The following is a 26,268-nucleotide window of genomic DNA, read 5'->3' as shown; positions in this document are numbered from 1 at the left end:
TAGGCACCCTGCCCGATCCGCCGTTCGGCAATGCCGAACACTACCGGTCCTTGCCGATCTCCCGCCAATGGTCGGACGACACCTGTTACACAGCCTCCGGCCGGGGCCGGAGGCGTCCGTTCCGTGGACGCAGGTGCCCATCCAAGCCCACTCCCGGCTACTGTGGCGCCGTGCGGCAACCCTGCCTGCCGGGGAAACCGCATAGCCGACAGCCGTCGCAGCCCAGGGAGCCCCTTCATGGCCTCGTTGCCCACGTCCCCTTCCGCCGACAGCCGGACCCGGGTGTCCGAGCTCCGCGAGGCACTCGCCACCCGTGTGGTGGTCGCCGACGGAGCCATGGGCACCATGCTCCAGGCCCAGGACCCCACCCTCGAGGACTTCGAGAACCTCGAGGGCTGCAACGAGATCCTCAACATCACCCGCCCCGACATCGTCCGCTCCGTCCACGAGGCGTACTTCTCCGTGGGCGTCGACTGCGTGGAGACCAACACCTTCGGGGCCAACCACGCGGCCATGGCGGAGTACGACATCCCCGACCGCGTGTACGAGCTGTCCGAGGCCGGTGCCCGCATCGCCCGCGAGGTCGCCGACACGTACACCGCCGGGGACGGCCGCCGGCGGTGGGTCCTCGGGTCCATCGGCCCCGGCACCAAGCTGCCCACCCTCGGCCACATCGCCTTCACCACCATCCGGGACGGCTTCCAGGCGAACGCCGAGGGCCTGCTCGCGGGCGGCGCCGACGCCCTGATCGTCGAGACCACCCAGGACCTCCTCCAGACCAAGGCCTCCGTCCTCGGCGCGCGCAACGCCATGGAGCGGCTCGGCGTCGAGGTCCCGCTGCTCGTCTCGATGGCCTTCGAGACGACCGGCACGATGCTGCTGGGCTCCGAGATCGGCGCCGCGCTCACCGCGCTGGAGCCGCTGGGCATCGACATGATCGGGCTGAACTGCTCGACCGGTCCGGCCGAGATGAGCGAGCACCTGCGCTATCTCACCCGGCACTCCCGCATCCCGCTGCTGTGCATGCCCAACGCCGGGCTGCCCATCCTCACCAAGGACGGCGCCCACTTCCCGCTCGGCCCCGAGGGCCTGGCCGACGCCCAGGAGAACTTCGTACAGGACTACGGCCTGTCCCTGGTCGGCGGCTGCTGCGGCACCACCCCCGAGCACCTGCGCCAGGTCGTGGAGCGCGTCCGGGACCTCGCCCCGGCCGAGCGCGACCCCCGCCCCGAGCCGGGTGCCGCCTCCCTCTACCAGTCGGTGCCGTTCCGCCAGGACACCGCCTACCTGGCCATCGGCGAGCGCACCAACGCCAACGGGTCCAGGAAGTTCCGCGACGCCATGCTGGAGGCCCGCTGGGACGACTGTGTGGAGATCGCCCGCGAGCAGATCCGCGAGGGCGCGCACATGCTCGACCTGTGCGTGGACTACGTCGGCCGTGACGGCGTCGCCGACATGGAGGAACTGGCCGGCCGCTTCGCCACCGCCTCCACGCTGCCGATCGTCCTGGACTCCACCGAGGTGGAGGTCATCAGGGCGGGCCTGGAGAAGCTCGGCGGGCGCGCGGTGATCAACTCCGTGAACTACGAGGACGGTGACGGCCCCGACTCGAGGTTCGTGAAGGTCACGCGGCTGGCGCGGGAGCACGGCGCCGCCCTGATCGCGCTCACCATCGACGAGGAGGGCCAGGCCCGCACCCCCGAGAAGAAGGTCGAGATCGCCGAACGGCTGATCGCGGACCTCACCGGGAACTGGGGCATCCACGAGGGGGACATCCTCATCGACACCCTGACCTTCACCATCTGCACCGGTCAGGAGGAGTCCCGCAAGGACGGCGTCGCCACCATCGAGGCGATCCGCGAGCTGAAGAGGCGCCACCCGGCGGTGCAGACCACGCTGGGCCTGTCGAACATCTCCTTCGGCCTCAACCCGGCCGCCCGCATCCTGCTGAACTCCGTCTTCCTGGACGAGTGCGTCAAGGCGGGCCTGGACTCGGCGATCGTGCACGCCAGCAAGATCCTGCCGATCGCCCGGTTCAGCGAGGAAGAGGTCCGTACGGCCCTGGACCTCATCCACGACCGCCGCGCCGAGGGCTACGACCCCCTCCAGAAGCTCATGCAGCTCTTCGAGGGCGCCACCGCGAAGTCGCTGAAGGCTGGCCGCGCCGAGGAACTGGCCGCGCTGCCGCTGGAGGAGCGCCTCAAGCGCCGCATCATCGACGGTGAGCGCAACGGCCTGGAGGCGGACCTCGACGAGGCCCTGCGGGACCGGCCGGCGCTCGACATCGTCAACGACACGCTGCTGGACGGCATGAAGGTCGTCGGCGAGCTGTTCGGTTCCGGCCAGATGCAGCTGCCGTTCGTCCTCCAGTCCGCCGAGGTCATGAAGGCGGCCGTCGCCCACCTCGAACCGCACATGGAGAAGGTCGAGGGCGAGGAGGCCGGCAAGGGCACCATCGTCCTCGCGACCGTGCGCGGCGACGTGCACGACATCGGCAAGAACCTCGTCGACATCATCCTGTCCAACAACGGCTACAACGTGATCAACCTGGGCATCAAGCAGCCCGTCTCCGCGATCCTGGAGGCGGCCGAGGAGCACCGGGCGGACGTCATCGGCATGTCGGGGCTCCTGGTCAAGTCCACGGTGATCATGAAGGAGAACCTGGAGGAGCTGAACCAGCGCGGTCTCGCCGCCCGCTTCCCGGTCATCCTCGGCGGCGCAGCCCTGACCAGGGCCTACGTCGAGCAGGACCTGCACGAGGTCTACGAGGGCGAGGTCCGCTACGCCCGTGACGCGTTCGAGGGCCTGCGCCTGATGGACGCGCTGATCGGCGTCAAGCGGGGCGTGCCCGGCGCGAAGCTGCCCGAGCTGAAGCAGCGCCGGGTGCGGGCCGCGGCCGTCGTCGAGGAGGCCGAGGAGCGCCCGGAGGAGGGCCACGTCCGCTCCGACGTCGCCACCGACAACCCCGTGCCGGTCCCGCCGTTCTGGGACACCCGGGTCGTCAAGGGCATCCAGCTCAGGGAGTACGCGAGCTGGCTGGACGAGGGCGCCCTGTTCAAGGGCCAGTGGGGCCTGAAGCAGGCCCGCACCGGTGAGGGGCCGTCGTACGAGGAACTGGTGGAGACCGAGGGCCGCCCGCGCCTCCGCGGCCTGCTCGACCGGCTCCAGACGGAGAACCTGCTGGAGGCGGCCGTGGTCTACGGCTACTTCCCGTGCGTCTCCAAGGACGACGACCTGATCATCCTGGACGAGCAGGGCAACGAACGCACCCGGTTCACCTTCCCGCGCCAGCGCCGCGGACGCCGGCTGTGCCTGGCCGACTTCTTCCGCCCGGAGGAGTCGGGGGAGACGGACGTGGTCGGCCTCCAGGTCGTCACCGTCGGCTCGCGCATCGGCGAGGAGACGGCCCGGCTCTTCGAGGCCAACGCCTACCGCGACTACCTCGAACTGCACGGCCTGTCCGTGCAGTTGGCCGAAGCCCTCGCCGAGTACTGGCACGCCCGCGTCCGTTCCGAACTCGGCTTCGCCGGCGAGGACCCGGCCGCCATCGAGGACATGTTCGCCCTCGGGTACCGCGGCGCCCGATTCTCCCTCGGCTACGGCGCCTGCCCCAACCTGGAGGACCGGGCCAAGATCGCCGACCTCCTCCAGCCGGAGCGGATCGGCGTGCACCTGTCGGAGGAGTTCCAGCTCCACCCCGAGCAGTCCACCGACGCCATCGTCATCCACCACCCGGAGGCGAAGTACTTCAACGCCAGGTGACCCCGCCGCGGGCACACCCGGCGCCCCAGGGCCGTTCAGGGGGGTCCGGCGGGGTGTCCCCGGGGCCGCGAGTGGCGAACGAGGCGTTTCGCTCCGCGGAGTCGTACACTGGTCGGTCCACCGCAGGCCGGTTCCCCGCACGGGAACCGGCCTGACCGTCCCTCAAGGAGGTGCGCCCGGATGACCAGCACGGTCCCCGCGCCCGGAACCCTTCCCCCCGCTACCACCGGCACCGCAGCGGGCAGGACCGCGCCGCCCGAGGGCTCCGCCCTCCAGGCGGTGCTTCTCGACATGGACGGCACCCTGGTGGACACCGAGGGCTTCTGGTGGGACGTCGAGGTGGAGGTCTTCGCCCGCCTCGGCCACACCCTGGACGACTCCTGGCGGCACGTCGTGGTCGGCGGCCCCATGACCCGCAGCGCCGGTTTCCTCATCGAGGCCACCGGCGCCGACATCACCCTCGCCGAACTCTCGGTGCTGCTCAACGACGGGTTCGAGGAGCGCATCGACCGGGCCCTGCCGCTGATGCCGGGCGCCGCCCGTCTGCTCGGCGAACTGCACCGGCACGACGTGCCCACGGCCCTGGTCTCCGCCTCCCACCGGCGCATCATCGACCGGGTGCTGTCCGTGCTGGGCCCGCACCACTTCGCCCTCTCCGTCGCGGGCGACGAGGTCTCCCGCACCAAGCCCTTCCCGGATCCGTACCTGCTCGCCGCCGCGGGGCTCGGCGCGCATCCGGCCGGATGCGCCGTGGTCGAGGACACCGCGACCGGGGTCGCCGCCGCGGAGGCCGCGGGCTGCCGGGTGATCGCCGTACCCTCCGTGGCGCCCATCGGCCCCGCCGCCGGACGGACCGTCGTCTCCTCTCTGGAAGAGGTCGACCTGGCATTTCTGCACGGTCTGATGACGGAAATGCGCTAGCCGTTCACCCAGCGTGCGACGTCCATTGGGCGTGCTGGACATATTTCGGGGAAGTACACCCCAGGGGAAATACGGGTGTGCCGTCCGGCCGAATTGTGCTGACCGGTCACACAGTTACGAGTGTGACGTTTCCCACGCCCATGGGGCTCGACAGTGTCGGCGGACTGTGCTGAACGCCCTGGATCGGGTGGTGCGGACGGGTCTTTGTGTCCCGATTGATGGGATGCTGCACTAATCCTGCCGCTGTCGGGTTTTCGGTGTGTCCGCGACCGGTTCCACTGCGTGATGAGGGGTCAACTCACGCGGCCGTGAAGCGTGCTGCGAGCGCGGACTAATCTCGTCGCGAGAACATCACCGCGAACCCCCGTGATCCGTCGCACCACCCATGCATGCCGGATACACGGACCCGAACAGCTCTGGAGAAACTCCCGCATGAACCGCAAGACTTTGGTGCTGCCGGCGGTGGCCGGCCTGCTCACCCCGGTTCTCGCCGCGTGCGGCGGAACCGACAGCGGGAGCAAGAGCGGTGACGCCATCGTCGTCGGTACCACGGACCAGTTCACGGCCACCAAGGCGGCTCCGGCGCCCCTCGACCCGGCCTACGCCTACGACGTCGGCACCTGGAACATCCTGCGCCAGACCGTGCAGACCCTGATGTCCCAGCCCAAGGGCGAGGGCGACCCCGTGCCCGAGGCCGCCGAGAGCTGCTCCTTCACCGACAGCGGCAGCGAGCGCTACGTCTGCAAGCTCCGCAAGGACCTGAAGTTCGCGAACGGCGACAAGGTGACCGCCGGCGACGTCAAGTACTCCATCGAGCGTGCGCTGCGCATCAAGGCCGACAGCGGTGTCTCCGCCCTGCTGAACACCGTCGACACCATCGAGACGCAGGGCGACCGCGAGGTCGTCTTCCATCTGAAGACGGCCGACGCCACCTTCCCGTACAAGCTGTCCACTCCGGTCGCGGGCATCATCAACCCGAAGGACTACGACAAGGACAAGCTGCGCGACGGTTTCGACGTCGACGGCTCCGGCCCGTACACCCTCCAGGCCGACGTCAAGAACAATGCGATCACCAGCATCACCTTCACGAAGAACCCCTCCTACAAGGGCAACGTGACGGTGCACAACGACGCGGTCGAGCTGCGCTCCTTCAGCGACGCCGACGCCATGGGGATCGCGCTCGACAAGGGTGACATCGACGTCATGACGCGCACCATGTCGCCCGCGCAGATCCAGAAACTGGACGCCGGCAGCGACGACAAGGCCGACCTGGTCGACATGCCCGGCCTGGAGATCCGCTACCTGGCGTTCAACACCGACGCCACCAGCGTGAAGTCCAAGGCCGTACGCCAGGCGATGGCGCAGGTCATCGACCGCGGCGAGCTGGTCTCCAAGGTCTACGGCACCCAGGCCGAGCCGCTGTACTCGCTGGTCCCCGCCACCGTCACCGGCCACTCCAACTCGTTCTTCAACAAGTACGGCAATCCCAGCGTCGACAAGGCCAAGAACCTGCTCGCCAAGGCCGGTGTCACCACGCCGGTGAAGCTGACCCTGCACTACACGACCGACCACTACGGCTCGGCCACCAAGCAGGAGTTCCAGGTCCTCCAGCAGCAGCTCAACGACAGCGGCCTGTTCGACGTCTCCATCCAGGGCCACCCCTGGGCGACGTTCCGGCCCGCCGAGCAGAAGGGCGCGTACGACGTCTACGGCATGGGCTGGTTCCCCGACTTCCCCGACGCCGACAACTTCCTCGCCCCCTTCCTCGACAAGGACAACTTCCTCGGCTCGCCGTACGCCAACAGCACCATCCAGCGCTCGCTGATCCCGCAGTCGCGCCGTGAGGCCGACCGGCTCGGCGCCGCCAAGAGCCTGACCGAGATCCAGGACATCGTCGCCGACGACGTGCCGGTCCTGCCGCTGTGGCAGGGCAAGCAGTACGTCGCCGCCCGGGACAACGTCACCGGGGTCTCCTACGCCCTCAACTCGTCGTCTACGCTCCAGTTGTGGGAGCTCGGCCGTGGTGTGAGCGGCTGACGGCTTCCTCACCCGGGGGCCAGGGACGGCTGCCCCGGGTCCCGGGGCCAGGACGGCGGCCCCGGGGTGACGAACCGACGACAAGGCATCTTTCAAGTGAAGAAGCGCAACCCGTGGCCGGTCCTGCCCCTCGTGGCGGGGCTGGCCTCCGGCCTGTTGACCGGCTGCGGCTCGGAGACCGGCGATTCCGGGGGAACCGGCGCCGCCGTGGTGATGGGGATGTCCGACGACGTCCTCGCCACGGACCCGGCGTCCGGCTACGACCCCGGCTCGTGGCTGTTGTTCAACAACGTCTTCCAGTCGCTGCTCAGCTTTCCCAAGGGCGCGACCGAACCCGAGCCCGACCTGGCGAAGCAGTGCGGCTTCACCGACACCCGGGCCATGGTCTACCGGTGCCAACTGAAGGACGGCCTGAAGTTCAGCAACGGTGACCCCCTCACCTCCGCCGACGTGAAGTTCTCCTTCGAGCGCATCCTGAAGATCAACGACCCAGCCGGTCCCGCGATCATGTTCCCGATGCTCGGCACGATCGGGACACCGGACGCGAAGACGGTCGTCTTCCACCTGAAGGTGCCCGACGCCACCTTCCCCAGCAAGGTCGCCTCCGGCGCCGGCTCCATCGTGGACCACCGCCAGTACGACGCGAACGGCCTGCGCACCGACCACAAGGCCGTCGGCTCCGGCCCCTACAAGCTGGACTCCTTCGACAAGGAGCAGGCGGTCTTCTCGGTCAACGGCAACTACAAGGGAACCGTCCGGGTCAAGAACTCCGGCGTCACCCTGAAGTTCTTCCACGGCGACCGCACCGCACTGAAGCAGTCCCTCCTCGACGGCGGCGTCGACATCGCCTACCGCGGTCTTTCCGCCTCCGACATCGCCGGCCTCGACCAGCAGAAGGACGACAAGGGCGTCGACGTCATCGAGGGCACCAGCGCCGAGGTCCAGCACCTGGTCTTCAACATGAAGGACCCGGTGGCCGGCAAGCTCGGCGTCCGCAGGGCCATGGCCTACCTCATCGACCGCGACGCCCTGATCGCGAACGTGTACCAGGGCACCGCCACCCCGCTGTACTCGATCATCCCGGCGGGCATCGCGGGCCACAACACCGCCTTCTTCGACACGTACGGCGCCCGCCCCTCCCGTGCCAAGGCCGCCGCCGCACTGCGCGCCGACGGCATCACCGGCAAGGTCAAGCTCACCCTGTGGTCCACGCCGTCCCGTTACGGCCCGGCCACCGACGAGGAACTGAAGGCCATCGCCGGCCAGCTGAACGCCAGCGGCCTGTTCGACGCCGACGTGCGGTCCGTCCCCTTCGACCGGTACGAGAAGGAGATCGCCCAGGGCAGGTACGGCGTGTACGTGAAGGGCTGGGTGCCGGACTACCCCGACGCCGACAACTTCACGGCCCCCTTCTTCGGCAAGGGCAACGTGCTGGAGAACCACTACGGCAACCGCACCATCACCGGTTCGCTGCTGCCCGCCACCGCCGCGCAGAGCGACCGGGCCGCGACCGACAAGCAGTTCGGCAGGTTGCAGGACATCGTCGCCGACGAACTGCCCGTCCTGCCGGTCTGGCAGGCCAAGCAGTACGCGGTCGTCCGCGACGGCGTCTACGGCCTGGAGTACTGCCTGGACGCCTCGACGGTGTTCCGGTTCTGGGAACTCAGCAAGAGCTGACGCGGTCACGGCGAAGGGCGCCCCTCACCACGCGCGAGGGGCGCCCTTCGCCGTACCGGCGGCCGGCCGCCCCGCCGCTACTGCGCGCCGGGGCGCACCAGCCCGCTCTCGTACGCGTACACCGCCGCCTGCACCCGGTCACGCAGGCCCAGCTTGGTCAGCACGTGGCCCACATGGGTCTTCACGGTCGTCTCGCTGACGAACAGGTCGGCCGCGATCTCCGCGTTGGACAGCCCGCGCGCCACCAGCTTCAGCACCTCGACCTCACGGTCCGTCAGGGTGTGCAGGGCGTCCGGCACCGGGTCCTCGCCGGAGGGCAGATGCGTGGCGTACTTGTCCAGCAGCCGCCGGGTGATGCTCGGCGCGAGCATGGCCTCGCCGGCCGCCACGACCCGGATGGCCTGCACCAGTTCGTCGGCGGGCGCGTCCTTGAGCATGAAGCCGCTCGCCCCCGCGCGCAGCGCCTCCACCACGTACTCGTCCAGGTCGAACGTGGTCAGTACCAGCACCTTGGCCGGACCGTCCCGCCCGGGGCCGGTGATCTGCCGGGTGGCCTCCACACCGTCCATCCGCGGCATCCGGATGTCCATGAGCACGACATCCGGCTGCAACGCCCGTACCTGGTCGAGGGCCTGGAGACCGTCACCGGCCTCGCCGACGACGGCGAGGTCCTGCTCGGCCTCCAGGATCATCCGGAAGCCGGTACGCAGCAGCGGCTGGTCATCGACCAATAGGACGCGGATGGCCACGTGACACTCCTTCGCTAGTCCGCGCCCATTGTGCCCTGCGCCACCACCCCGGACCCGGCCGCCCTCACCGGCAGCGGGTAGGGCGGGGGAGTGCCGCCGAACTCCGGGCAGTGCGCCTGGTGGTCGCACCAGCCGCACAGCCGGGTCGGCCGGGGCCGCCAGTTCCCCGTCTCCGTGGCCTGGCTGATGGCCTCCCACAATGCGTGCAGCTTGCGTTCGACCCGCTCCAGGTCGGCGAGGACGGGGTCGTACGTCAGCACGTCGCCGCTGCCGAGATAGACCAGCTGCAGCCGGCGCGGGATCACCCGCTTCAGGCGCCACACCACGAGGGCGTAGAACTTCATCTGGAACAGGGCGCCCTCCGTGTACTCGGGGCGGGGCGCCTTGCCCGTCTTGTAGTCGACGATCCGCACCTCGCCGGTCGGCGCCACGTCCACCCGGTCGATGATCCCGCGCAGCCGCAGCCCCGAGTCCAGCTCGGCCTCCACGAACAGCTCCCGCTCGGCGGGCTCCAGCCGCGTCGGGTCCTCCAGCGTGAACCAGCGCTCCACGAGCCGCTCCGCCTCGGCGAGCCACCGGGTCAGCCGCTCGCCCTCCGGATCGTCGGTGAACAGCTCGGTCACCTCCGGGCGGCTCTCCCGCAGCCGGTCCCACTGCCCCGGGATCAGCGCCTTCGCCCGTGGCGCGGTCCGCTCACCGGCGGGCGCGTCGAACAGGCGCTCCAGCACGGCGTGGACCAGCGTGCCGCGCGTCGCCGCCTCGCTCGGCTTCTCCGGTAGCCGGTCGATCACCCGGAACCGGTACAGCAGCGGGCACTGCATGAAATCACTCGCCCGGGACGGCGACAGGGAGGCCGGCGCCACGGCCACCCGCTCCTCGCCGGCCGCCGGGGGCGCCGGCGGTGGGGCGTCCGGTGGCGTCTGTTCGGCGCCGGCCGGCTGGGCCGCTGCCTCCTCGATGCTGCTGTCCATGTCCACAGACCTTACGGCCAGGCACCGACAGTGACCCGCCCGCCGGCCGCGCCGGCCGGTGAGCGGGGGGGCGAACACAAGGGGTGCCGGGGCGGAACGTGCCGCCACGGCCGCATACCATCGAGCAGAGACCCTTCCGCCCGGCAGGCGCGGGAGACGCTTCGAACGAGGGGACACCGTGGACGTGAGCGGCGGGAGCGGGCAGCCGCGGTCCGGCAACGACGGGCCGGCCGACAACTCCGCCGACCCCACGGCCGAACCCACCGACCACCCCGCGGACCTGACCCACGACGCCCCCCGCCCCACGACACCGCACCCCGCCACCCGGCCCGACGACCCCCACCCGGCCGACGAGGACGACACGGCCGCGGGAGGCGGCACCGCCGACGCGGCGGGGGAGGCGAGCGCATCCAGCGGCGACGACGCCGCCCCCACGCCCGGCACGGCCGACGCCGACCAGCCGATCCGCCCGCCGGACACGGACAACGCCTCCCGCGCGGCAGCGGACCCCGGCCCGGCCGACAGGGTCAGCGACCCCCGTCCCGCCGACACGGTTCGTACCCCCCGTACGGAGGACACGGGCAGCTCTCCGGCGGACACGGACAACGCCTCCCGCGCGGCAGCCACGGACAGCGACGCCGGCCCGGCCGACAGGGTCAGCGGCCCCCGTCCCGCCGACACGGTTCGTACCCCTCGTACGGAGGGCACGGGCAGCTCTCCGGCGGACACGGACAACGCCTCCCGCGCGGCAGCCACGGACAGCGACGCCGGCCCGGCCGACAGGGTCAGCGGCCCCCGCGCGGTAGCCACGGGCAGCGCCCCCCGTCCCGCCGACCCGGTCGGCGCTCCTGGTGCGGAGGACACGGACAGCGCCCGCCACCCGGCAGGGGAATCCGTGCCGCACGCCGGTGACTCCTCCGAGCACCGTTCGCTCGCGCACTCCGGTATCGCCAAGGGCGAGCCGCCCCGCCCCCGGCCCAAGGAGCCCGGCGGCGGCATCCTCATGGGGCGGCCCTTCGGCGTGCCCGTGTACGTCGCGCCGAGCTGGTTCCTCGTCGCCGCGCTGATCACCTGGGTCTTCGGCGGCCAGCTCGACCGCGTGCTGCCCGAGCTGGGCGCCGCCCGCTACCTGGTCTCCCTCTTCTTCGCGGTCGCTTTCTACGCCTCCGTCCTGGTCCACGAACTGGCCCACACGGTCGCCGCGATCCGCTTCGAGCTGCCGGTCCGCCGCATCCAGCTCCAGTTCTTCGGCGGTGTCTCGGAGATCGAGAAGGAGGCCGAGACCCCCGGCCGGGAATTCGTGCTGGCGTTCGTGGGGCCGCTGCTCTCGCTCGTCCTGGCCGGGCTGTTCTACCTCGCCATGAAGCCCGTCGAGCCCGGCACCGTCCCCGGCGTGCTGCTGGCCGGGCTGATGGTCTCCAACCTCATCGTCGCGATCTTCAACCTGCTGCCCGGCCTGCCCCTCGACGGCGGCCGCATGCTCCGCGCCGTCGTCTGGAAGCTCACCGGCAGGCCGATGAGCGGCACCGTCGCCGCCGCCTGGGTCGGCCGTGCCCTCGCCGTCTCCGTCCTGATCGGTCTGCCGCTGCTCAACCACTCCGGCGCCCTCGGCGGCGGCGGTGAGGAGACGAGCGGCATGGACACGGTCACCGACGCCCTGCTCGCCGCCATCCTCGCCGCGATCATCTGGACCGGCGCCGGCAACAGTCTGCGGATGGCACGGCTGCGCGAACACCTGCCCGAACTGCGCGCCCGGACCCTCACCCGGCGGGCCGTACCGGTGGAGAACGACACCCCGCTCTCCGAGGCGCTGCGCCGGGCCAACGCCGCGGGTGCCCGTGCCCTGGTCGTCGTCGACGCCGAGGGCACCCCCCTCGCGCTCGTCCGCGAGGCCGCCATCGTCGGCGTACCCGAGCACCGCCGCCCCTGGGTGGCCGTGAGCGGCCTGGCCCAGGAGCTGACCGACGGCATGCGGGTCTCCGCCGAGCTGGCCGGGGAGGACCTGCTGGACGCCCTCCGGGCCGCCCCCGCCACGGAGTACCTCGTGGTCGAGCAGACCGGCGAGATCTACGGCGTCCTGTCCGCCGCCGACGTCGAACGCGCTTTCGTGAAGGCGATGGCCCGGCCCGCCCCGTAGCCGTGGTCGGCGGCCCCCGGAAACGCCGGTAGGCTGGTCACATGTCCGAACCGACCGGTGCCGCCCGCAGGCGCGGGCCCTTCAAGGTCGGGGACCAGGTACAGCTGACCGACCCCAAGGGCCGCCACTACACGTTCACGCTCGAAGCCGGGAAGAACTTCCACACCCACAAGGGCTCCTTCCCGCACGACGAACTGATCGGCGCTCCCGAGGGCAGCGTTGTCCGGACCACCGGCAACGTGGCCTACCTCGCGCTGCGCCCCCTGCTCCCCGACTACGTCCTGTCCATGCCCCGTGGGGCAGCCGTCGTCTACCCCAAGGACGCGGGGCAGATCCTCTCCTTCGCCGACATCTTCCCCGGCGCGCGCGTCGTGGAGGCCGGCGTCGGCTCCGGCTCGCTCAGCAGCTTCCTGCTGCGGGCCATCGGCGACCAGGGCATGCTGCACTCCTACGAGCGCCGCGAGGACTTCGCCGAGATCGCGAAGCAGAACGTGGAGCGCTACTTCGGCGGCCCGCACCCCGCCTGGCAGCTGACCGTCGGCGACCTCCAGGACAACCTGTCCGACACCGACGTCGACCGCGTCATCCTGGACATGCTCGCCCCCTGGGAGTGCCTGGAGGCCGTCTCCAAGGCGCTCGTCCCGGGCGGCATCGTGTGCTGCTACGTCGCCACCACCACCCAGCTCGCCCGGACCGTGGAGTCCATCCGGGAGATCGGCTGCTTCAACGAGCCGACCGCCTGGGAGACCATGATCCGCAACTGGCACATCGAGGGCCTGGCCGTCCGTCCCGACCACCGGATGATCGGCCACACCGGTTTCCTGCTCACCGCCCGCCGCCTCGCGGACGGCGTCGAGCCGCCCATGCGCCGCCGCCGCCCCGCGAAGGGCGCGTACGGCGAGGACTACGCCGGACCCAACGCCGAAGGCGGCGCCGGCCGCTGACCGGCCCCGCACGCGTACAACGCAAGGGCGCCGTGCCCGAGTTCCCCACCGCATCCGGGAACTCGGGCACGGCGCCCTCGCGTTGAGCCGGTACCGGCACCGGCGCCTGCCGGGCGCGGGTCTGCCGCCCGGAGGGAATCCCGGTCCCCGCCGTTCCCCCGCCCAGTGGCGTGTGGCAGCATGCAGCCCATCCCACCGGCACAGCCCTCACAGGAGACACTCCTAGTGCAGCAATCCGCCGTTCCGGAGCTCGCCCACACCCAGACCCGGCCGATCCACTGGGTCCTCACCGCCACGGCCGTCGCCGCCGTGGTGGCCCTCTCCACCGTCGCCCAGCCCGGATCGGCCACGGCCGCCCAGTCCGCCACCGGCACACGGACGACCACCGCGGCCGCCGCGCCGGGCACGGCCGGGGCGACGTTCCCGCTGGACTGCGGACCGGTGAAGGCCCTGGTCGTCAAGAAGGCCGACGCGGACCTGGACGGTGACGGCAGGCCGGAAACCGTCGCGGTGGTCCACTGCGACGCGCCCATGGGCACCCCGCCGGACGGCGTCTACGTCCTGACCCGCTCCGCGGACGGCAAACGGCCACGCGTGGTGGCCACCCTCGTCAGGCCCGCGGACCGGCTCACGGTCACCGGCTTCGCCGTACACGCGCGTACCGTGTCCGCCACGCTGCTCGGCTACTCGTCGGACTCCGTGCCCAGTTGCTGCCCCGACCTGAGGACCCCGGCCGCCTGGCAGTGGAACGGCAGTGCCTTCATCCGCTCCACGGGGGCCGCGCACAGCGTCTGAAGCGGGCTCAGTCCGCCTCCGGGCCGTACACCTCGACCCTGTCCTGAACGCGCCGCACGTGGATGCACTCGCCGGGACACTCCTTCGCCGAGTCCACCACGTCCGCCAGCAGCGGCAGCGGCACCGGCGTGGCCGCGCCCGGGGCCTGGAGCAGCTCGTCGTCCGTGCCCTTCACATAGGCCAGCCCGTCGATGTCCAGCTCGAACACCTCGGGGGCGTACTGGGCGCAGATGCCGTCGCCGGTACACAGGTCCTGGTCGATCCAGACCTCCAGCGCCTCGTCGCCCGGGGCCTCCTGCTGCACGGTCATCTCTCCTGCCGTCGGTTCGCCGGGCGGTCCGGGCGCCGCGAGGGCCGGCCGGGTCCGCTCCAGCGGCTGTGGGACACCCTCGACCCTACCTCCGCCCGGTTCGCGTCCGGGCCGGGCCGGTCCGGGGTTTGTGGACCCGCCCGCTCGGGTACCAGCGCCGGGCCGGGACAGGGGTGCCCCGGCGGCCGGACCGATCACTTCAGGCCGCCTCCGCGGTGACAGCCCCTCCCGGTTTCGTCGCTCTGCGTGATGACCGTGCGAGCGGCCCGAGGGCTGCCCGCAAACGGGCCGATCGGCCCGGAACGGACAACTCCGGCCAGCCGCGAAGGCTTTCGACCGCGCCATGAGTGGAACAGGCTGCTTTCCCCTCACGTTCAGTGGGTATCCCCTCCGTGCGAGGGAGTGCGCGCCGGGTGACCGACGACACACCTTGACAGTCTTTGTGATCTAGGGGTTTCAATCGACACCCACCCAGGTAGGGTCTGGAAGCGTCCAGCTCCCCTTGGAGGAGGTGAGGACCGTGGCAGCCCACGACGACGACATGAACCGCGGCATCCGCCCGGGACGCGGGTCCGACGACCCGGCCGGGCAGATCGCCTACCTTGAGCAGGAGATCGCCGTCCTGCGACGCAAGCTCGCCGACTCTCCGCGGCACACGAGGATTCTCGAAGAGCGGATCGTCGAGCTACAGACGAACCTGGCCGGCGTGTCCGCCCAGAACGAACGACTGGCCAACACCCTCCGCGAGGCCCGCGACCAGATCGTGGCCCTCAAGGAGGAGGTCGACCGGCTCGCCCAGCCGCCGGCCGGCTTCGGTGTCTTCCTCCAGGCGAACGAGGACGGCACCGCGGACATCTTCACCGGTGGCCGCAAGCTCCGGGTCAACGTCAGCCCCAGCGTCGAACTCGACGATCTGCGGCGCGGCCAGGAGGTCATGCTCAACGAGGCACTCAACGTGGTCGACGCCATGGAGTACGAGCGCGTCGGCGACATCGTCACCCTCAAGGAGATCCTGGAGGACGGCGAGCGCGCCCTCGTACTGGGGCACACCGACGAGGAGCGGGTGGTGCGGCTCGCCGAGCCGCTGCTGGACGTCACCATCCGCCCCGGCGACGCCCTCCTGCTCGAACCCCGCTCCGGTTACGTCTACGAGGTCGTGCCCAAGAGCGAGGTCGAGGAGCTGGTCCTCGAAGAGGTCCCCGACATCGGTTACGAGCAGATCGGCGGCCTCGGCAACCAGATCGAGGCCATCCGCGACGCGGTCGAGCTGCCGTACCTCTACCCGGACCTGTTCAAGGAGCACGAGCTGCGCCCGCCCAAGGGCGTCCTGCTCTACGGGCCGCCCGGCTGCGGCAAGACGCTCATCGCCAAGGCCGTCGCCAACTCGCTGGCCAAGAAGGTCGCCGAGGTCACCGGCCAGGCCCAGGGCAAGAGCTTCTTCCTGAACATCAAGGGTCCCGAGCTGCTCAACAAGTACGTCGGCGAGACCGAGCGGCAGATCCGCCTGGTCTTCCAGCGTGCGCGTGAGAAGGCCAGCGAGGGCACTCCCGTGATCGTCTTCTTCGACGAGATGGAGTCCCTCTTCCGCACCCGTGGCTCCGGTGTCAGCTCGGACGTGGAGAACACCATCGTCCCGCAGCTGCTCGCCGAGATCGACGGTGTGGAAGGCCTCCAGAACGTGGTCGTGATCGGCGCCTCCAACCGCGAGGACATGATCGACCCGGCCATCCTGCGCCCCGGCCGGCTCGACGTGAAGATCAAGATCGAGCGGCCGGACGCCGAGGCGGCGAAGGACATCTTCGGCAAGTACCTCACCGAGCGTCTGCCGCTGCACACGGACGACGTCGACGAGCACGGCGGTGACAAGACCACCACGGTCCAGAGCATGATCCAGACAGCGGTCGAGCACATGTACGCCGAGTCGGAGGAGAACCGCTTCCTGGAGGTCACCTACGCCAACGGCGACAAGGAAGTCCTCTACTTCAAGGACTTCAACTCCGGCGCCATGATCGAGAACATCGTGGGCCGGGCCAAGAAGATGGCGATCAAGGACTTCCTGGAGAAGAGCCAGAAGGGTCTGCGCGTCTCCCACCTGCTCCAGGCCTGCGTGGACGAGTTCAAGGAGAACGAGGACCTGCCCAACACCACGAACCCGGACGACTGGGCCCGGATCTCCGGAAAGAAGGGCGAGCGGATCGTGTACATCCGTACGCTCATCACCGGCAAGCAGGGCGCGGACACCGGACGCTCGATCGACACGGTGGCGAACACCGGTCAGTACCTGTAACGGCAGGGCGGCTGCGGGTGCCCCGGCGGGTACCCGCAGCCGACTGTTTTCAGGGCCACGACCGGAGCAGCCAATGACGCAAATGATCTCCCCACCAGTGCAAAGGCGTTCTAGGCTCGTTCCTGCCGCCGAGTCGCGCCGTGCGGGAACGGGCACCGCACACACACCGGAGCGCCAGCGGCACATGAGCGGCGCCCACGACCGAGGGCGCCGCCGGGCAAGGAGGGCCGCATGACCGTACGGCGAGTAATGGGAATCGAGACGGAGTACGGGATCTCCGTCCCCGGCCACCCGAACGCCAATGCCATGCTCACCTCGTCCCAGATCGTCAACGCCTACGCGGCCGCGATGCACCGGGCCCGCCGGGCCCGCTGGGACTTCGAGGAGGAGAACCCGCTGCGGGACGCGCGAGGCTTCGACCTCGCCCGGGAGACAGCCGACTCGAGCCAGCTCACCGACGAGGACATCGGCCTGGCCAACGTGATCCTCACCAACGGTGCGCGTCTCTACGTCGACCACGCCCACCCCGAGTACAGCGCGCCCGAGGTCACCAACCCCCGCGACGCCGTCCTCTGGGACAAGGCGGGCGAGCGCATCATGGCCGAGGCGGCCGAGCGCGCCGCGCAGCTGCCGGGAGCGCAGCAGATCCACCTCTACAAGAACAACACCGACAACAAGGGCGCTTCCTACGGCACGCACGAGAACTACCTGATGAAGCGGGAGACCCCGTTCTCGGACATCGTGCGCCACCTCACGCCCTTCTTCGTCTCCCGTCAGGTCTTCGCCGGAGCGGGCCGCGTCGGCATCGGCCAGGACGGGCACGAGCACGGCTTCCAGCTCAGTCAGCGCGCGGACTACTTCGAGGTCGAGGTCGGCCTGGAGACCACGCTCAAGCGCCCGATCATCAACACCCGCGACGAGCCGCACGCGGACGCGGAGAAGTACCGCCGGCTGCACGTGATCATCGGTGACGCCAACCTCTCGGAGATCTCCACCTACCTCAAGCTGGGCACGACCGCCCTGGTCCTGTCCATGATCGAGGACGGCTTCATCGCCGTGGACCTGGCCGTCGACCAGCCCGTGCGCACCCTCCACCAGGTCTCGCACGACCCGTCCCTCAAGCGCCTGGTAACCCTGCGCAGCGGGCGCACGCTCACCGCGGTCCAGCTACAGATGGAGTACTTCGAACTGGCCCGCAAGTACGTGGAGGAGCGTTTCGGCGCCGACGCCGACGACCAGACCAAGGACGTCCTCGGCCGCTGGGAGGACACCCTGACCCGGCTGGAGCGCGACCCGATGAGCCTGGCCGGCGAGCTGGACTGGGTCGCCAAGCGGGAGGTGATGGAGGGGTACCGCCGCCGGGACGACCTGGACTGGGACGCCGCGCGGCTGCACCTGGTCGACCTCCAGTACGCCGACGTCCGCGCCGAGAAGGGCATCTACAACCGTCTGGTGGCCCGTGGGCGCATGAAACGGCTGCTGGACGAGGCCGAGGTCGAGCGGGCCCGCACGAAGCCGCCGGAGGACACACGCGCGTACTTCCGCGGCCGGTGCCTGGAGCAGTACGCGGACGACGTGGCCGCGGCGAGCTGGGACTCGGTCATCTTCGACCTCCCCGGCCGCGATTCCCTCCAGCGCGTTCCAACCCTGGAACCGCTACGCGGAACGCGAAATCACGTCAAGGAGCTGCTGGACCGCTGCCGCACCGCGGAAGACCTGGTCAGGGTCCTGTCCGGCGGGTGAGCGGTGTCAGGGGGGTACTCGGTGCGCCCCGGGCGGACAGGGTGGAAAGCCCACCGCCCGGGAATCATCGGGATGGCCCCCGTTCGTTGCAGAAACTGCGGGGCCGATGTCGGACCCGGCTTGTAGGGTCTGATCATCACCGATCGGCAGGCGAACTGAGCGGGGTGAGGGTTATGGCGACCAAGGACACGGGCGGCGGCCAGCAGAAGGCCACGCGCTCCACCGAGGAGGCCGAGGAGCAGGCGCAGGACGCACAGGCGCAGGACGACCTCAAGGAGCGGCACGAGAAGCTCTCCGACGACGTGGACTCTGTCCTGGACGAGATCGACGACGTCCTCGAGGAGAACGCGGAGGATTTCGTGCGCTCGTTCGTGCAAAAGGGTGGCCAGTAGGCTGCTTTCCCCTTCGGATCCAAGATTCGGGGGCGTCGGAGTCGTGAGTGGCCGGCGAACGGACGAGGAAGCACTGCTCGCGGCCGGAGAAGTCCGGGCCGCGGGCAGTCCTCGTCCCCGGGGAACGGCTTCCGCCGGGCAGGTGGATCACCGTCACCGGCCGGGTAAGGTCCGTGGCATACCGTGCTTCAACCGCAATTCGGCCATCGGCAAGTGGGGGAAGACGCCCCGGACCTGCCCGCCGGACTGCCGCTATGTGGAAGGAATCTCGTGGAAGCCAATACTCGTGGCACCGGGCGTCTACCAGCTGCCTTCCTGACGCCAGGATCCTCCTCCTTCATGGACTTCCTCTCCGAGCACCAGCCCGCGCTGCTGCCCGGCAACCGGCAGCTGCCGCCCACGCAGGGTGTCATCGAGGCGCCGCACGGCACGACGATCGTCGCCGTCGCCTTCCCCGGAGGTGTCGTGCTCGCCGGTGACCGCCGGGCGACCATGGGCAACGTCATCGCGCAGCGGGACATCGAGAAGGTCTTCCCGGCCGACGAGTACTCGGCCGTCGGCATCGCCGGCACCGCCGGGCTGGCCGTCGAGATGGTCAAGCTCTTCCAGCTGGAGCTGGAGCACTTCGAGAAGGTCGAGGGCGCCCAGCTGTCCCTGGAGGGCAAGGCCAACCGGCTGTCGACGATGATCCGTTCCAACCTCGGCATGGCCATGCAGGGCCTGGCCGTGGTGCCCCTCTTCGCCGGGTACGACCTGGACCGCGAGCGGGGACGCATCTTCTCCTACGACGTCACGGGCGGCCGTTCGGAGGAGCACAACTTCGCCGCGACGGGTTCGGGCTCGGTCTTCGCGCGCGGTGCGATGAAGAAGCTGTTCCGCAACGACCTGACCGAGGAGCAGGCCACCACGCTCGTGGTCCAGGCCCTCTACGACGCGGCTGACGACGACTCGGCGACCGGTGGTCCCGATGTCGCCCGCCGGATCTATCCGATCATCACCGTGATCACCGAGGACGGCTTCCGCCGGCTCACCGACGAGGAGTCGTCCGGGCTCGCCCGCGCGGTGCTCCAGAAGCGCCTGGAGGAGCCCGACGGCCCCAAGGCCGCCCTGCTCTGAGCCCGGCCCCGGTTCTTATCGAGGTGATCCAGTGACCATGACAGAAAGGGACGGATAACCGGTGTCGACGCCGTTCTATGTCTCACCCCAGCAGGCCATGGCCGACCGGGCCGAGTACGCCCGCAAGGGCATCGCCCGCGGCCGCAGCCTGGTCGTGCTCCAGTACGCCGACGGCATCGTGTTCGTCGGCGAGAACCCGTCCCGCGCGCTGCACAAGTTCAGCGAGATCTACGACCGGATCGGCTTCGCGGCGGCCGGCAAGTACAACGAGTACGAGAACCTGCGCATCGGCGGCGTGCGCTACGCCGACCTGCGCGGCTACACCTACGACCGTGACGACGTCACGGCCCGCGGCCTGGCCAACGTCTACGCCCAGACGCTGGGCACGATCTTCTCCTCGGCGGCCGAGAAGCCGTACGAGGTGGAGCTGGTGGTGGCCGAGGTGGGGGAGACCCCCGAGGGTGACCAGATCTACCGGCTGCCGCACGACGGTTCCATCGTGGACGAGCACGGCTCGGTCGCGGTCGGCGGCAACACCGAGCAGATCAGCAGCTTCCTGGACCAGCGCCACCGCGACGGCATGAACCTCGCGGAGGCCCTGAAGCTGGCCGTGCAGGCCCTGTCCCGCGACACCAACGGCAGCGAGCGGGAGATCCCCGCCGAGCGGCTGGAGGTCGCCGTGCTGGACCGCACGCGCCCGCAGAAGCGCAAGTTCAAGCGCATCGTCGGCCGGCAGCTCGGCCGCCTGCTGGAGGCGGGCGGCGCGACCACGGAGGCGGAGAGCGCCGACGAGGAGTGACCCCCTCGGACCAGGTGTGCCCCGGCCGGTCCTCCGGCCGGGGCACCTGCCGTTACGGCGGTCGGTGACCGGCCTACGCCTCGCGGGGCGGTGCCGTGGAGCCCCGGACGACCAGTTCGACGGGGATGTCCCCGCTCTGCGGCGCACGGCCCTCCAGCACCGCCAGCAGGGCCCGCATCCCGTGCTCGCCGAACAGCTCGGCGTCCAGCCGTACGGTCGTCAGCTCGGGGTCGAGGGCGGTGGCCAGTGCCAGGTCGTCCAGGCCGGTGACCGAGACGTCGTCCGGGACCCGCAGGCCCAGCCGGCGCAGCGCCTTGTACGCGCCCGCGGCGAGCTTGTCGTCGTCGCACACCACGGCCGTGGGCCGGGGGCCGGGCGCGGTAAGCGCGGCCTCGGTGGCGGCCAGCGCGCCCTCGATGGAGATCGGGGCCCGGGCCGTACGCACGCGCGTGCCGGGGACCGCGGCCAGGCGCGCGGCCAGCTCGCGCGCGCGGATCTCGAACGTCCAGGACGGCACGTCCGCCGCCAGGTGCAGCACCCGGCGGTGGCCGAGGCCCAGCAGGTGCTCGGCGACCTGGCGGACGCCGTCGGTGATGTCCAGGTTCACGGTCGCGGCGCCCAGGCTGCCCGCGGGATCGCTGTCCAGCATGACCAGGGGCAGCTGGTCGCCGCGGATCGCGGTGAGGGCGTCGGCGGCCATCGAGGAGGCGATGACGCCGTCCAGGGCGGCCTGCGCGGAGGCGAAGGGGTCGCGGGCCGGGCCGATGCCCTCGGGTGAGGGGTAGAGGACCACACCGAAGCCGTGCTCGGCCGCCACGCGCGCGGCGCCCGTGTAGACCCCGGCGAAGAACTCGGTCGTCAGGGCGGGCACCACGAGCAGGACGGTGCGGGTGTGGCCGAGGCGCAGGTTGCGGGCGGCGAGATTGGGCCGGTAGCCCAGCTCCCGCGCGGCCTCCCGGACCCGTTCGGCGGTGGCCTCGGACACCCGGCCGCGCCACTTGTCGCCCAGTACGAGGGAGACGGCCGCCTGGGAGACCCCGGCCGCCCGGGCGACGTCACGGCTGGTCGGGCGGGTGCTGCTGGCTGCCACCGCGGGCCTGCTCCTCTGCTTCGGCCGTCCGCCCGGGGCGCTCGGCGCGCCCGCGGGTCACCGGCGGCCGTCTGGACGGGTGAACAGCGCACATGGTACGTATGGACGGGGACGTTATACGTAACACTTCGGGCCGTCGAGGCGTCCCGCGAGCCACGGAAGGGCTGGACATGGCCACGGGATACCTGGAGATCCTCCGAGCGAGGCACGCGTGCCGGCTGCTCACCGGCACCCTGGTGGGCCGCCTGCCCAACGCCACCGCGGCCATCGCCCTGGTGCTCTTCGTCCGCGCCGAGGGCGGCAGCTACAGCCTCGCCGGCGCCCTCGCCGCGGTGTACGGCGTCGCCAACGCCGTAGGCCAGCCGGTCCTGGGCCGGCTCGTGGACCTGTACGGCCAGCCGCGCGTCCAGCTGCCCGCGGCGGTCCTCGCGGCCCTCTCGATGACCGCCTTCGCCTTCCTGGGCACCGGCTCGCTCCCCCTCGCCCACGCGACCGTGGCGGCGGCCGGCCTGTTCGCCCCGCCACTGGAGGGCGGCCTGCGCGCCCTGTGGCCGTCCGTGCTGCGCCGCGAGGACCAGGTGCACACCGCGTACGCCATGGACGCGATCGCGCAGGAGATCATGTTCACCGCCGGCCCGCTGCTGGTGACCCTGTGCGTGTCCCTGTGGGACGAGCGCGCCGCCCTGCTCGTGCTGAACCTCCTCGGCGTGCTGGGCGCGCTCTCCGTGGTCCTCTCGCCGCCCTCGCGCGCGTGGCGCTCCGCCCCGCGCGAGGCGCACTGGCTGGGCGCCCTGCGCTCGCCCGGCCTGCTCGCGCTGCTCGCGGCCTTCCTGTTCGTCGGCATCGCGCTGGGCTCCATCACGGTCGCCTCGGTGTCGTACGCCGACGGGCACGGCGGCGACGCGGTCTACGGCTGGCTCATGGCCGGACTCGGCCTCGGCGCGCTCGCCGGCGGCAGCGTCTACGGCGCCCGCCGGTGGGCCGGCGCGCCCGAACGGCGACTGACGGTGCTGGTGGCCCTGCTGGCGGTCTGTTACCTGCCGCTGACGCTGACCCCCGGCACGCTCGCCATGGTGCTGCTCAGCGTGGTCTCCGGCGTCTTCCTGGCGCCCTGCATCGCCTGCGCGTTCATCATCGTCGACCGGCACGCGCCGGCCGGGACCGTCACCGAGGCGTTCTCCTGGCTGGTGACGACGTTCACCGTGGGCGCCTCGGTCGGAACGGGCCTCGCGGGACCGGTCGTCCAGGCCGGCGGCACCCTGTGGGGTTTCGCCCTGCCGGGCGCGGCCGGGGCCGTGTCCCTGCTGGTCCTGCTGGCCACCGGACGGGTCCTCGCGGCTCCCGCGCGGGGCGGGGTCGTTGCGGCTTCATCGGAAAATGATCCAAATCGTGCCGTCGAACCTCGTTTCAGCTCGGGGGATCGGGCGTAATGTTCCCTCATGGACCGCCGCATCTTCGGGCTGGAGAACGAATACGGCGTCACGTGCACGTTCAGGGGACAGCGCCGTCTGTCTCCTGACGAGGTGGCGCGGTACCTCTTCCGCCGTGTCGTGTCATGGGGCCGCAGCAGCAATGTGTTTCTGCGCAACGGCGCCCGGCTCTATCTCGACGTGGGCTCACATCCGGAATACGCGACTCCCGAATGTGACAACGTGACCGAGCTGGTCACCCACGACAAGGCCGGCGAGCGCATTCTCGAAGGACTCCTGGTGGACGCGGAACGACGCCTGCACGAGGAGGGCATCGCAGGCGACGTCTACCTCTTCAAGAACAACACCGACTCGGCGGGCAACTCCTACGGCTGCCACGAGAACTACCTGGTGGCCCGGCACGGGGAGTTCTCCCGGCTCGCGGACATTCTCATCCCCTTCCTCGTCACCCGGCAGCTGCTGTGCGGCGCCGGCAAGGTGCTCCAGACCCCGCGCGGCGCCGTCTACTGCGTCAGCCAGCGCGCGGAGCACATCTGGGAGGGCGTCTCCTCGGCGACGACCCGCTCCCGCCCCATCATCAACACCCGCGACGAACCGCACGCGGACGCCGAGCGCTACCGCCGGCTGCACGTCATCGTCGGTGACTCGAACATGTCCGAGACGACCATGCTGCTCAAGGTCGGCGCCACCGACCTCGTGCTGCGCATGATCGAGGCGGGCACCGTGATGCGCGACCTCACCCTGGAGAACCCCATCCGGGCGATCCGCGAGGTCAGCCACGACATCACCGGCCGGCGCAAGGTACGCCTGGCCAGCGGCCGGGAGGCCTCCGCGCTGGAGGTGCAGCGGGAGTACTTCGACAAGGCCGTGGACTTCTGCGAGCGCCGGGGCATCCGCACCGGCACGGTCGCGGAGGTCCTGGACCTGTGGGGCCGCACGCTCGACGCGATCGAGGCCGAGGACCTCGACCGGATCGCCACCGAGATCGACTGGGTCATGAAGTACAAGCTCATCGAGCGGTACCGGGCCAAGCACAACATGACCATGTCCCACCCGAGGGTCGCGCAGATAGACCTCGCCTACCACGACATCCACCGCCGTCGTGGCCTGTACTACCTGCTGGAGAAGAAGGGCCAGGCCGCCCGGATCTGCAACGACCTGAAGATCTTCGAGGGGAAGTCCGTTCCCCCGCAGACCACTCGGGCCCGGCTGCGCGGCGACTTCATCCGGCGGGCGCAGGAACAGCGCAGGGACTTCACGGTCGATTGGGTCCACCTGAAGCTCAACGACCAGGCGCAGCGCACCGTGTTGTGCAAGGACCCGTTCCGTTCGGTGGACGACCGGGTGGAGAAGCTGATCGCCGGAATGTAGGCGAAGGGCCGGGTCAAGCGTTCCGGCTCCGAAATGCCGGAACGCCACACGGGCGCCGTACGTTTTCCGTACGGCGCCCTTCTCACGCCGTAGAGTTGCGCGCACGCCATCCGCAAGATCGACCGATTACGAGGCTCTCCGTGCGCCGACGCTCACTCCTCCTCGCCGCAGTCCCCGCAGGGCTGGTCACGCTCACCGCCTGCGGTGACGACTCGTCCGACTCCGGCAAGACCAGTGCCTCGCCGTCGCCGTCGGCGTCCGCCTCGCCCCCGCCCAAGATCGTGGACGGACCGCTGCCGGCGGTCACGGCGGGCACGAAGTTCGGCGAGAAGCCGGTCATCGCCAAGGGACCGGGCGACCCGTCGAAGAACCTCGCGGTCAAGACGCTGATCCCGGGCAGCGGCCGCACGGTCGCGGAGAACGACTTCGTCCAGGCGGACTACCTCGGCCAGATCTGGGACACCGCCAAGGTCTTCGACAACTCCTACGACCGCAAACGCCCGCTGGTCATGCAGCTCGCCCAGGGCAGCATCATCGACGGCTGGCGGTACGCCCTGGCCGGCAAGAAGACCGGCAGCCGGATCGAGATCGCCGTCCCGCCCGCCCTGGGCTACGGCAAGTCGGGCCAGCCGGACGCGGGCATCAAGGGCACCGACACCCTGGTCTTCGTCATCGACGTCGTCGACTCCTTCAATTCCAAGAGCTCCGCCAAGGGCAAGCCGGTCGCGCAGAACGACCCGGCCCTGCCGAAGGTGGCCGCGAACACCGACGGCCAGGTGCCCAAGGTCACCATCCCCAAGTCGGACCCGCCGAAGAAGCTCGTCTCGGAGTACGTCCTGGAGGGCGACGGCGCCGAACTGAAGGCCGCCCAGACGGTCCTGTGCCAGTTCCAGGGCCTGGTCTGGGAGAGCGGCAAGACCTTCCAGCGGACCTACGGCTCCGGCCGGCTCAGCCAGTTCTCCCTGGAGCAGATGCAGCAGGCGGTCAAGGGCCTGGCGCAGGGACTCACCGGCAAGAAGGTGGGCAGCCGGGTCCTGATCGTCGTCCCGCCGGAGCTGGGCTACGGCGACAACCCGCCGAGCGGCGGGATCATCAAGAAGGGCGCCACCCTGGTCTTCACGGTGGACATCCTCGCGGCGATGTAGCCGGGGGACGCCCGGGGCGGGCGACGGGCCCGCGATGATGAAAGACTGTCCGCGTTCCGTGTCGTACACAAGCAGGAGCTTTTGACGTGAGCATCGAGAAGCCCGAGATCGACTTCCCTGAGGGCGCGCCCCCGGCCGACCTCGAGATCAAGGACATCTGGGAGGGCGACGGCGCGGTCGCCGAGGCGGGCCAGAACGTCACCGTCCACTACGTGGGCGTCGCCTTCAGCACCGGCGAGGAGTTCGACGCCAGCTGGAACCGCGGCACTCCGTTCCGCTTCCCGCTGGGCCAGGGCCGGGTCATCCAGGGCTGGGACCAGGGCGTGCAGGGCATGAAGGTCGGTGGCCGCCGCCAGCTGACCATCCCCGCCCACCTCGCCTACGGCAACCAGAGCCCGACCCCGGCGATCAAGCCCGGCGAGACGCTCATCTTCGTGGTCGACCTGCTCGGCGTCTGATTCACGGCCCGGATCCGACCGGATCCGATCACCTGGGGCCCACGCCTGTTCGGGCGTGGGCCCTCGGCTTTTGTCACCGCCCCGCGGAGCGGTACGGTCATCGGTCAGAAGCACCATAGGGAAGGCGAAGGGCG

21 protein-coding genes are annotated in these 26,268 nt (G+C 70.5%); 17 read left to right on the top strand and 4 right to left on the bottom strand.

Annotated features, from left to right (window positions below; genetic code table 11):
* Nucleotides 1–237: 237 nt before the first annotated feature.
* The 4 genes from metH to ABZ117_RS17735 all read left to right on the top strand — a co-directional run bounded on the left by metH (nt 238) and on the right by ABZ117_RS17735 (nt 8,397).
* On the top strand, nt 238–3,762 hold the full coding sequence (gene metH, locus ABZ117_RS17750) for a methionine synthase (protein ID WP_356821725.1): 3,525 nt from the start codon (nt 238–240) through the stop codon (nt 3,760–3,762).
* A 180-nt stretch (nt 3,763–3,942) separates the two neighbouring features.
* Nucleotides 3,943–4,683, top strand: a complete 741-nt coding sequence (locus ABZ117_RS17745) for an HAD family phosphatase (protein WP_356821723.1) — start codon at nt 3,943–3,945, stop codon at nt 4,681–4,683.
* 432 nt (nt 4,684–5,115) lie between these two features.
* On the top strand, nt 5,116–6,720 hold the full coding sequence (locus ABZ117_RS17740; protein ID WP_356821722.1) for an ABC transporter substrate-binding protein: 1,605 nt from the start codon (nt 5,116–5,118) through the stop codon (nt 6,718–6,720).
* Between the two features lie 96 nt (nt 6,721–6,816).
* Nucleotides 6,817–8,397, top strand: a complete 1,581-nt coding sequence (locus ABZ117_RS17735; protein ID WP_356821720.1) for an ABC transporter substrate-binding protein — start codon at nt 6,817–6,819, stop codon at nt 8,395–8,397.
* A gap of 77 nt (nt 8,398–8,474) precedes the next feature.
* On the opposite strand, the gene ABZ117_RS17730 is transcribed toward ABZ117_RS17735, so the two are convergent.
* Both ABZ117_RS17730 and ABZ117_RS17725 read right to left on the bottom strand, forming a co-directional pair.
* Nucleotides 8,475–9,146 carry a response regulator transcription factor gene (locus tag ABZ117_RS17730; protein WP_356821718.1) on the bottom strand — a complete coding sequence of 224 codons (672 nt, stop codon included), beginning with the start codon at nt 9,144–9,146 and terminating at the stop codon, nt 8,475–8,477.
* Nucleotides 9,147–9,160: 14 nt separating this feature from the next.
* The gene (locus ABZ117_RS17725; RefSeq protein WP_356821716.1) at nt 9,161–10,117 is read right to left on the bottom strand and encodes a RecB family exonuclease; all 957 of its coding nucleotides are present in this window, start codon (nt 10,115–10,117) and stop codon (nt 9,161–9,163) included.
* Nucleotides 10,118–10,295: 178 nt separating this feature from the next.
* Here ABZ117_RS17725 and ABZ117_RS17720 point away from each other — a divergent pair, with 178 nt between their 5' ends.
* From ABZ117_RS17720 to ABZ117_RS17710, 3 genes are all read left to right on the top strand, one after another.
* On the top strand, nt 10,296–12,254 hold the full coding sequence (locus tag ABZ117_RS17720; RefSeq protein ID WP_356821715.1) for a site-2 protease family protein: 1,959 nt from the start codon (nt 10,296–10,298) through the stop codon (nt 12,252–12,254).
* Between the two features lie 41 nt (nt 12,255–12,295).
* Nucleotides 12,296–13,198, top strand: a complete 903-nt coding sequence (locus ABZ117_RS17715) for a tRNA (adenine-N1)-methyltransferase (RefSeq protein ID WP_356821713.1) — start codon at nt 12,296–12,298, stop codon at nt 13,196–13,198.
* 225 nt (nt 13,199–13,423) lie between these two features.
* The gene (locus ABZ117_RS17710) at nt 13,424–13,993 is read left to right on the top strand and encodes a hypothetical protein (protein WP_356821712.1); all 570 of its coding nucleotides are present in this window, start codon (nt 13,424–13,426) and stop codon (nt 13,991–13,993) included.
* Between the two features lie 7 nt (nt 13,994–14,000).
* Here ABZ117_RS17710 and ABZ117_RS17705 read toward each other — a convergent pair whose 3' ends face one another.
* Complete coding sequence (locus ABZ117_RS17705; RefSeq protein ID WP_356821710.1) at nt 14,001–14,303, bottom strand: ferredoxin; 303 nt, start codon at nt 14,301–14,303, stop codon at nt 14,001–14,003.
* A gap of 520 nt (nt 14,304–14,823) precedes the next feature.
* Between ABZ117_RS17705 and arc the strand changes: the two genes are divergently transcribed.
* From arc to prcA, 6 genes are all read left to right on the top strand, one after another.
* A complete protein-coding gene (gene arc / locus ABZ117_RS17700) occupies nt 14,824–16,590 on the top strand; it encodes a proteasome ATPase (RefSeq protein WP_356821708.1) in 1,767 nt (588 codons plus the stop codon).
* A gap of 231 nt (nt 16,591–16,821) precedes the next feature.
* Nucleotides 16,822–18,333 (top strand): depupylase/deamidase Dop, encoded by a 1,512-nt coding sequence (dop, locus tag ABZ117_RS17695; protein WP_356821706.1) that lies wholly within the window; start codon nt 16,822–16,824, stop codon nt 18,331–18,333.
* A 173-nt stretch (nt 18,334–18,506) separates the two neighbouring features.
* Entirely contained in the window at nt 18,507–18,725 is a 219-nt protein-coding gene (locus tag ABZ117_RS17690) for a ubiquitin-like protein Pup (protein WP_356821703.1), read from the top strand.
* Nucleotides 18,715–19,044, top strand: a complete 330-nt coding sequence (locus ABZ117_RS17685; RefSeq protein WP_356821701.1) for an endonuclease domain-containing protein — start codon at nt 18,715–18,717, stop codon at nt 19,042–19,044. Before ABZ117_RS17690 ends, ABZ117_RS17685 begins: the two co-directional genes overlap by 11 nt.
* Nucleotides 18,996–19,841, top strand: a complete 846-nt coding sequence (prcB, locus tag ABZ117_RS17680) for a proteasome subunit beta (protein WP_356821698.1) — start codon at nt 18,996–18,998, stop codon at nt 19,839–19,841. The genes ABZ117_RS17685 and prcB overlap by 49 nt, the downstream gene beginning before the upstream one ends.
* 61 nt (nt 19,842–19,902) lie before the next feature.
* Nucleotides 19,903–20,640 carry a proteasome subunit alpha gene (gene prcA, locus ABZ117_RS17675; protein ID WP_356821696.1) on the top strand — a complete coding sequence of 246 codons (738 nt, stop codon included), beginning with the start codon at nt 19,903–19,905 and terminating at the stop codon, nt 20,638–20,640.
* A gap of 73 nt (nt 20,641–20,713) precedes the next feature.
* Here prcA and ABZ117_RS17670 read toward each other — a convergent pair whose 3' ends face one another.
* Complete coding sequence (locus tag ABZ117_RS17670; RefSeq protein WP_356821694.1) at nt 20,714–21,730, bottom strand: LacI family DNA-binding transcriptional regulator; 1,017 nt, start codon at nt 21,728–21,730, stop codon at nt 20,714–20,716.
* 170 nt (nt 21,731–21,900) lie between these two features.
* On the opposite strand from ABZ117_RS17670, the gene ABZ117_RS17665 reads away from it, so the two are divergent.
* The 4 genes from ABZ117_RS17665 to ABZ117_RS17650 all read left to right on the top strand — a co-directional run bounded on the left by ABZ117_RS17665 (nt 21,901) and on the right by ABZ117_RS17650 (nt 26,134).
* Nucleotides 21,901–23,160, top strand: coding sequence for an MFS transporter (locus tag ABZ117_RS17665; RefSeq protein WP_356821692.1), 1,260 nt, complete (start codon nt 21,901–21,903; stop codon nt 23,158–23,160).
* A 9-nt stretch (nt 23,161–23,169) separates the two neighbouring features.
* Nucleotides 23,170–24,531, top strand: coding sequence for a Pup--protein ligase (gene pafA / locus ABZ117_RS17660; protein WP_356821690.1), 1,362 nt, complete (start codon nt 23,170–23,172; stop codon nt 24,529–24,531).
* Between the two features lie 140 nt (nt 24,532–24,671).
* A complete protein-coding gene (locus tag ABZ117_RS17655) occupies nt 24,672–25,676 on the top strand; it encodes an FKBP-type peptidyl-prolyl cis-trans isomerase (RefSeq protein WP_356821688.1) in 1,005 nt (334 codons plus the stop codon).
* Nucleotides 25,677–25,762: 86 nt separating this feature from the next.
* The gene (locus ABZ117_RS17650; protein ID WP_356821686.1) at nt 25,763–26,134 is read left to right on the top strand and encodes an FKBP-type peptidyl-prolyl cis-trans isomerase; all 372 of its coding nucleotides are present in this window, start codon (nt 25,763–25,765) and stop codon (nt 26,132–26,134) included.
* Nucleotides 26,135–26,268 lie beyond the last annotated feature (134 nt).

Source organism: Streptomyces sp. NPDC006309 (assembly GCF_040613095.1).
In the GTDB taxonomy this organism is placed as follows: Bacteria; Actinomycetota; Actinomycetes; order Streptomycetales; family Streptomycetaceae; genus Streptomyces.
The sequence above is the reverse complement of the archived record's forward strand: the minus strand, read 5'-3'. Positions and strand labels throughout refer to the sequence as shown.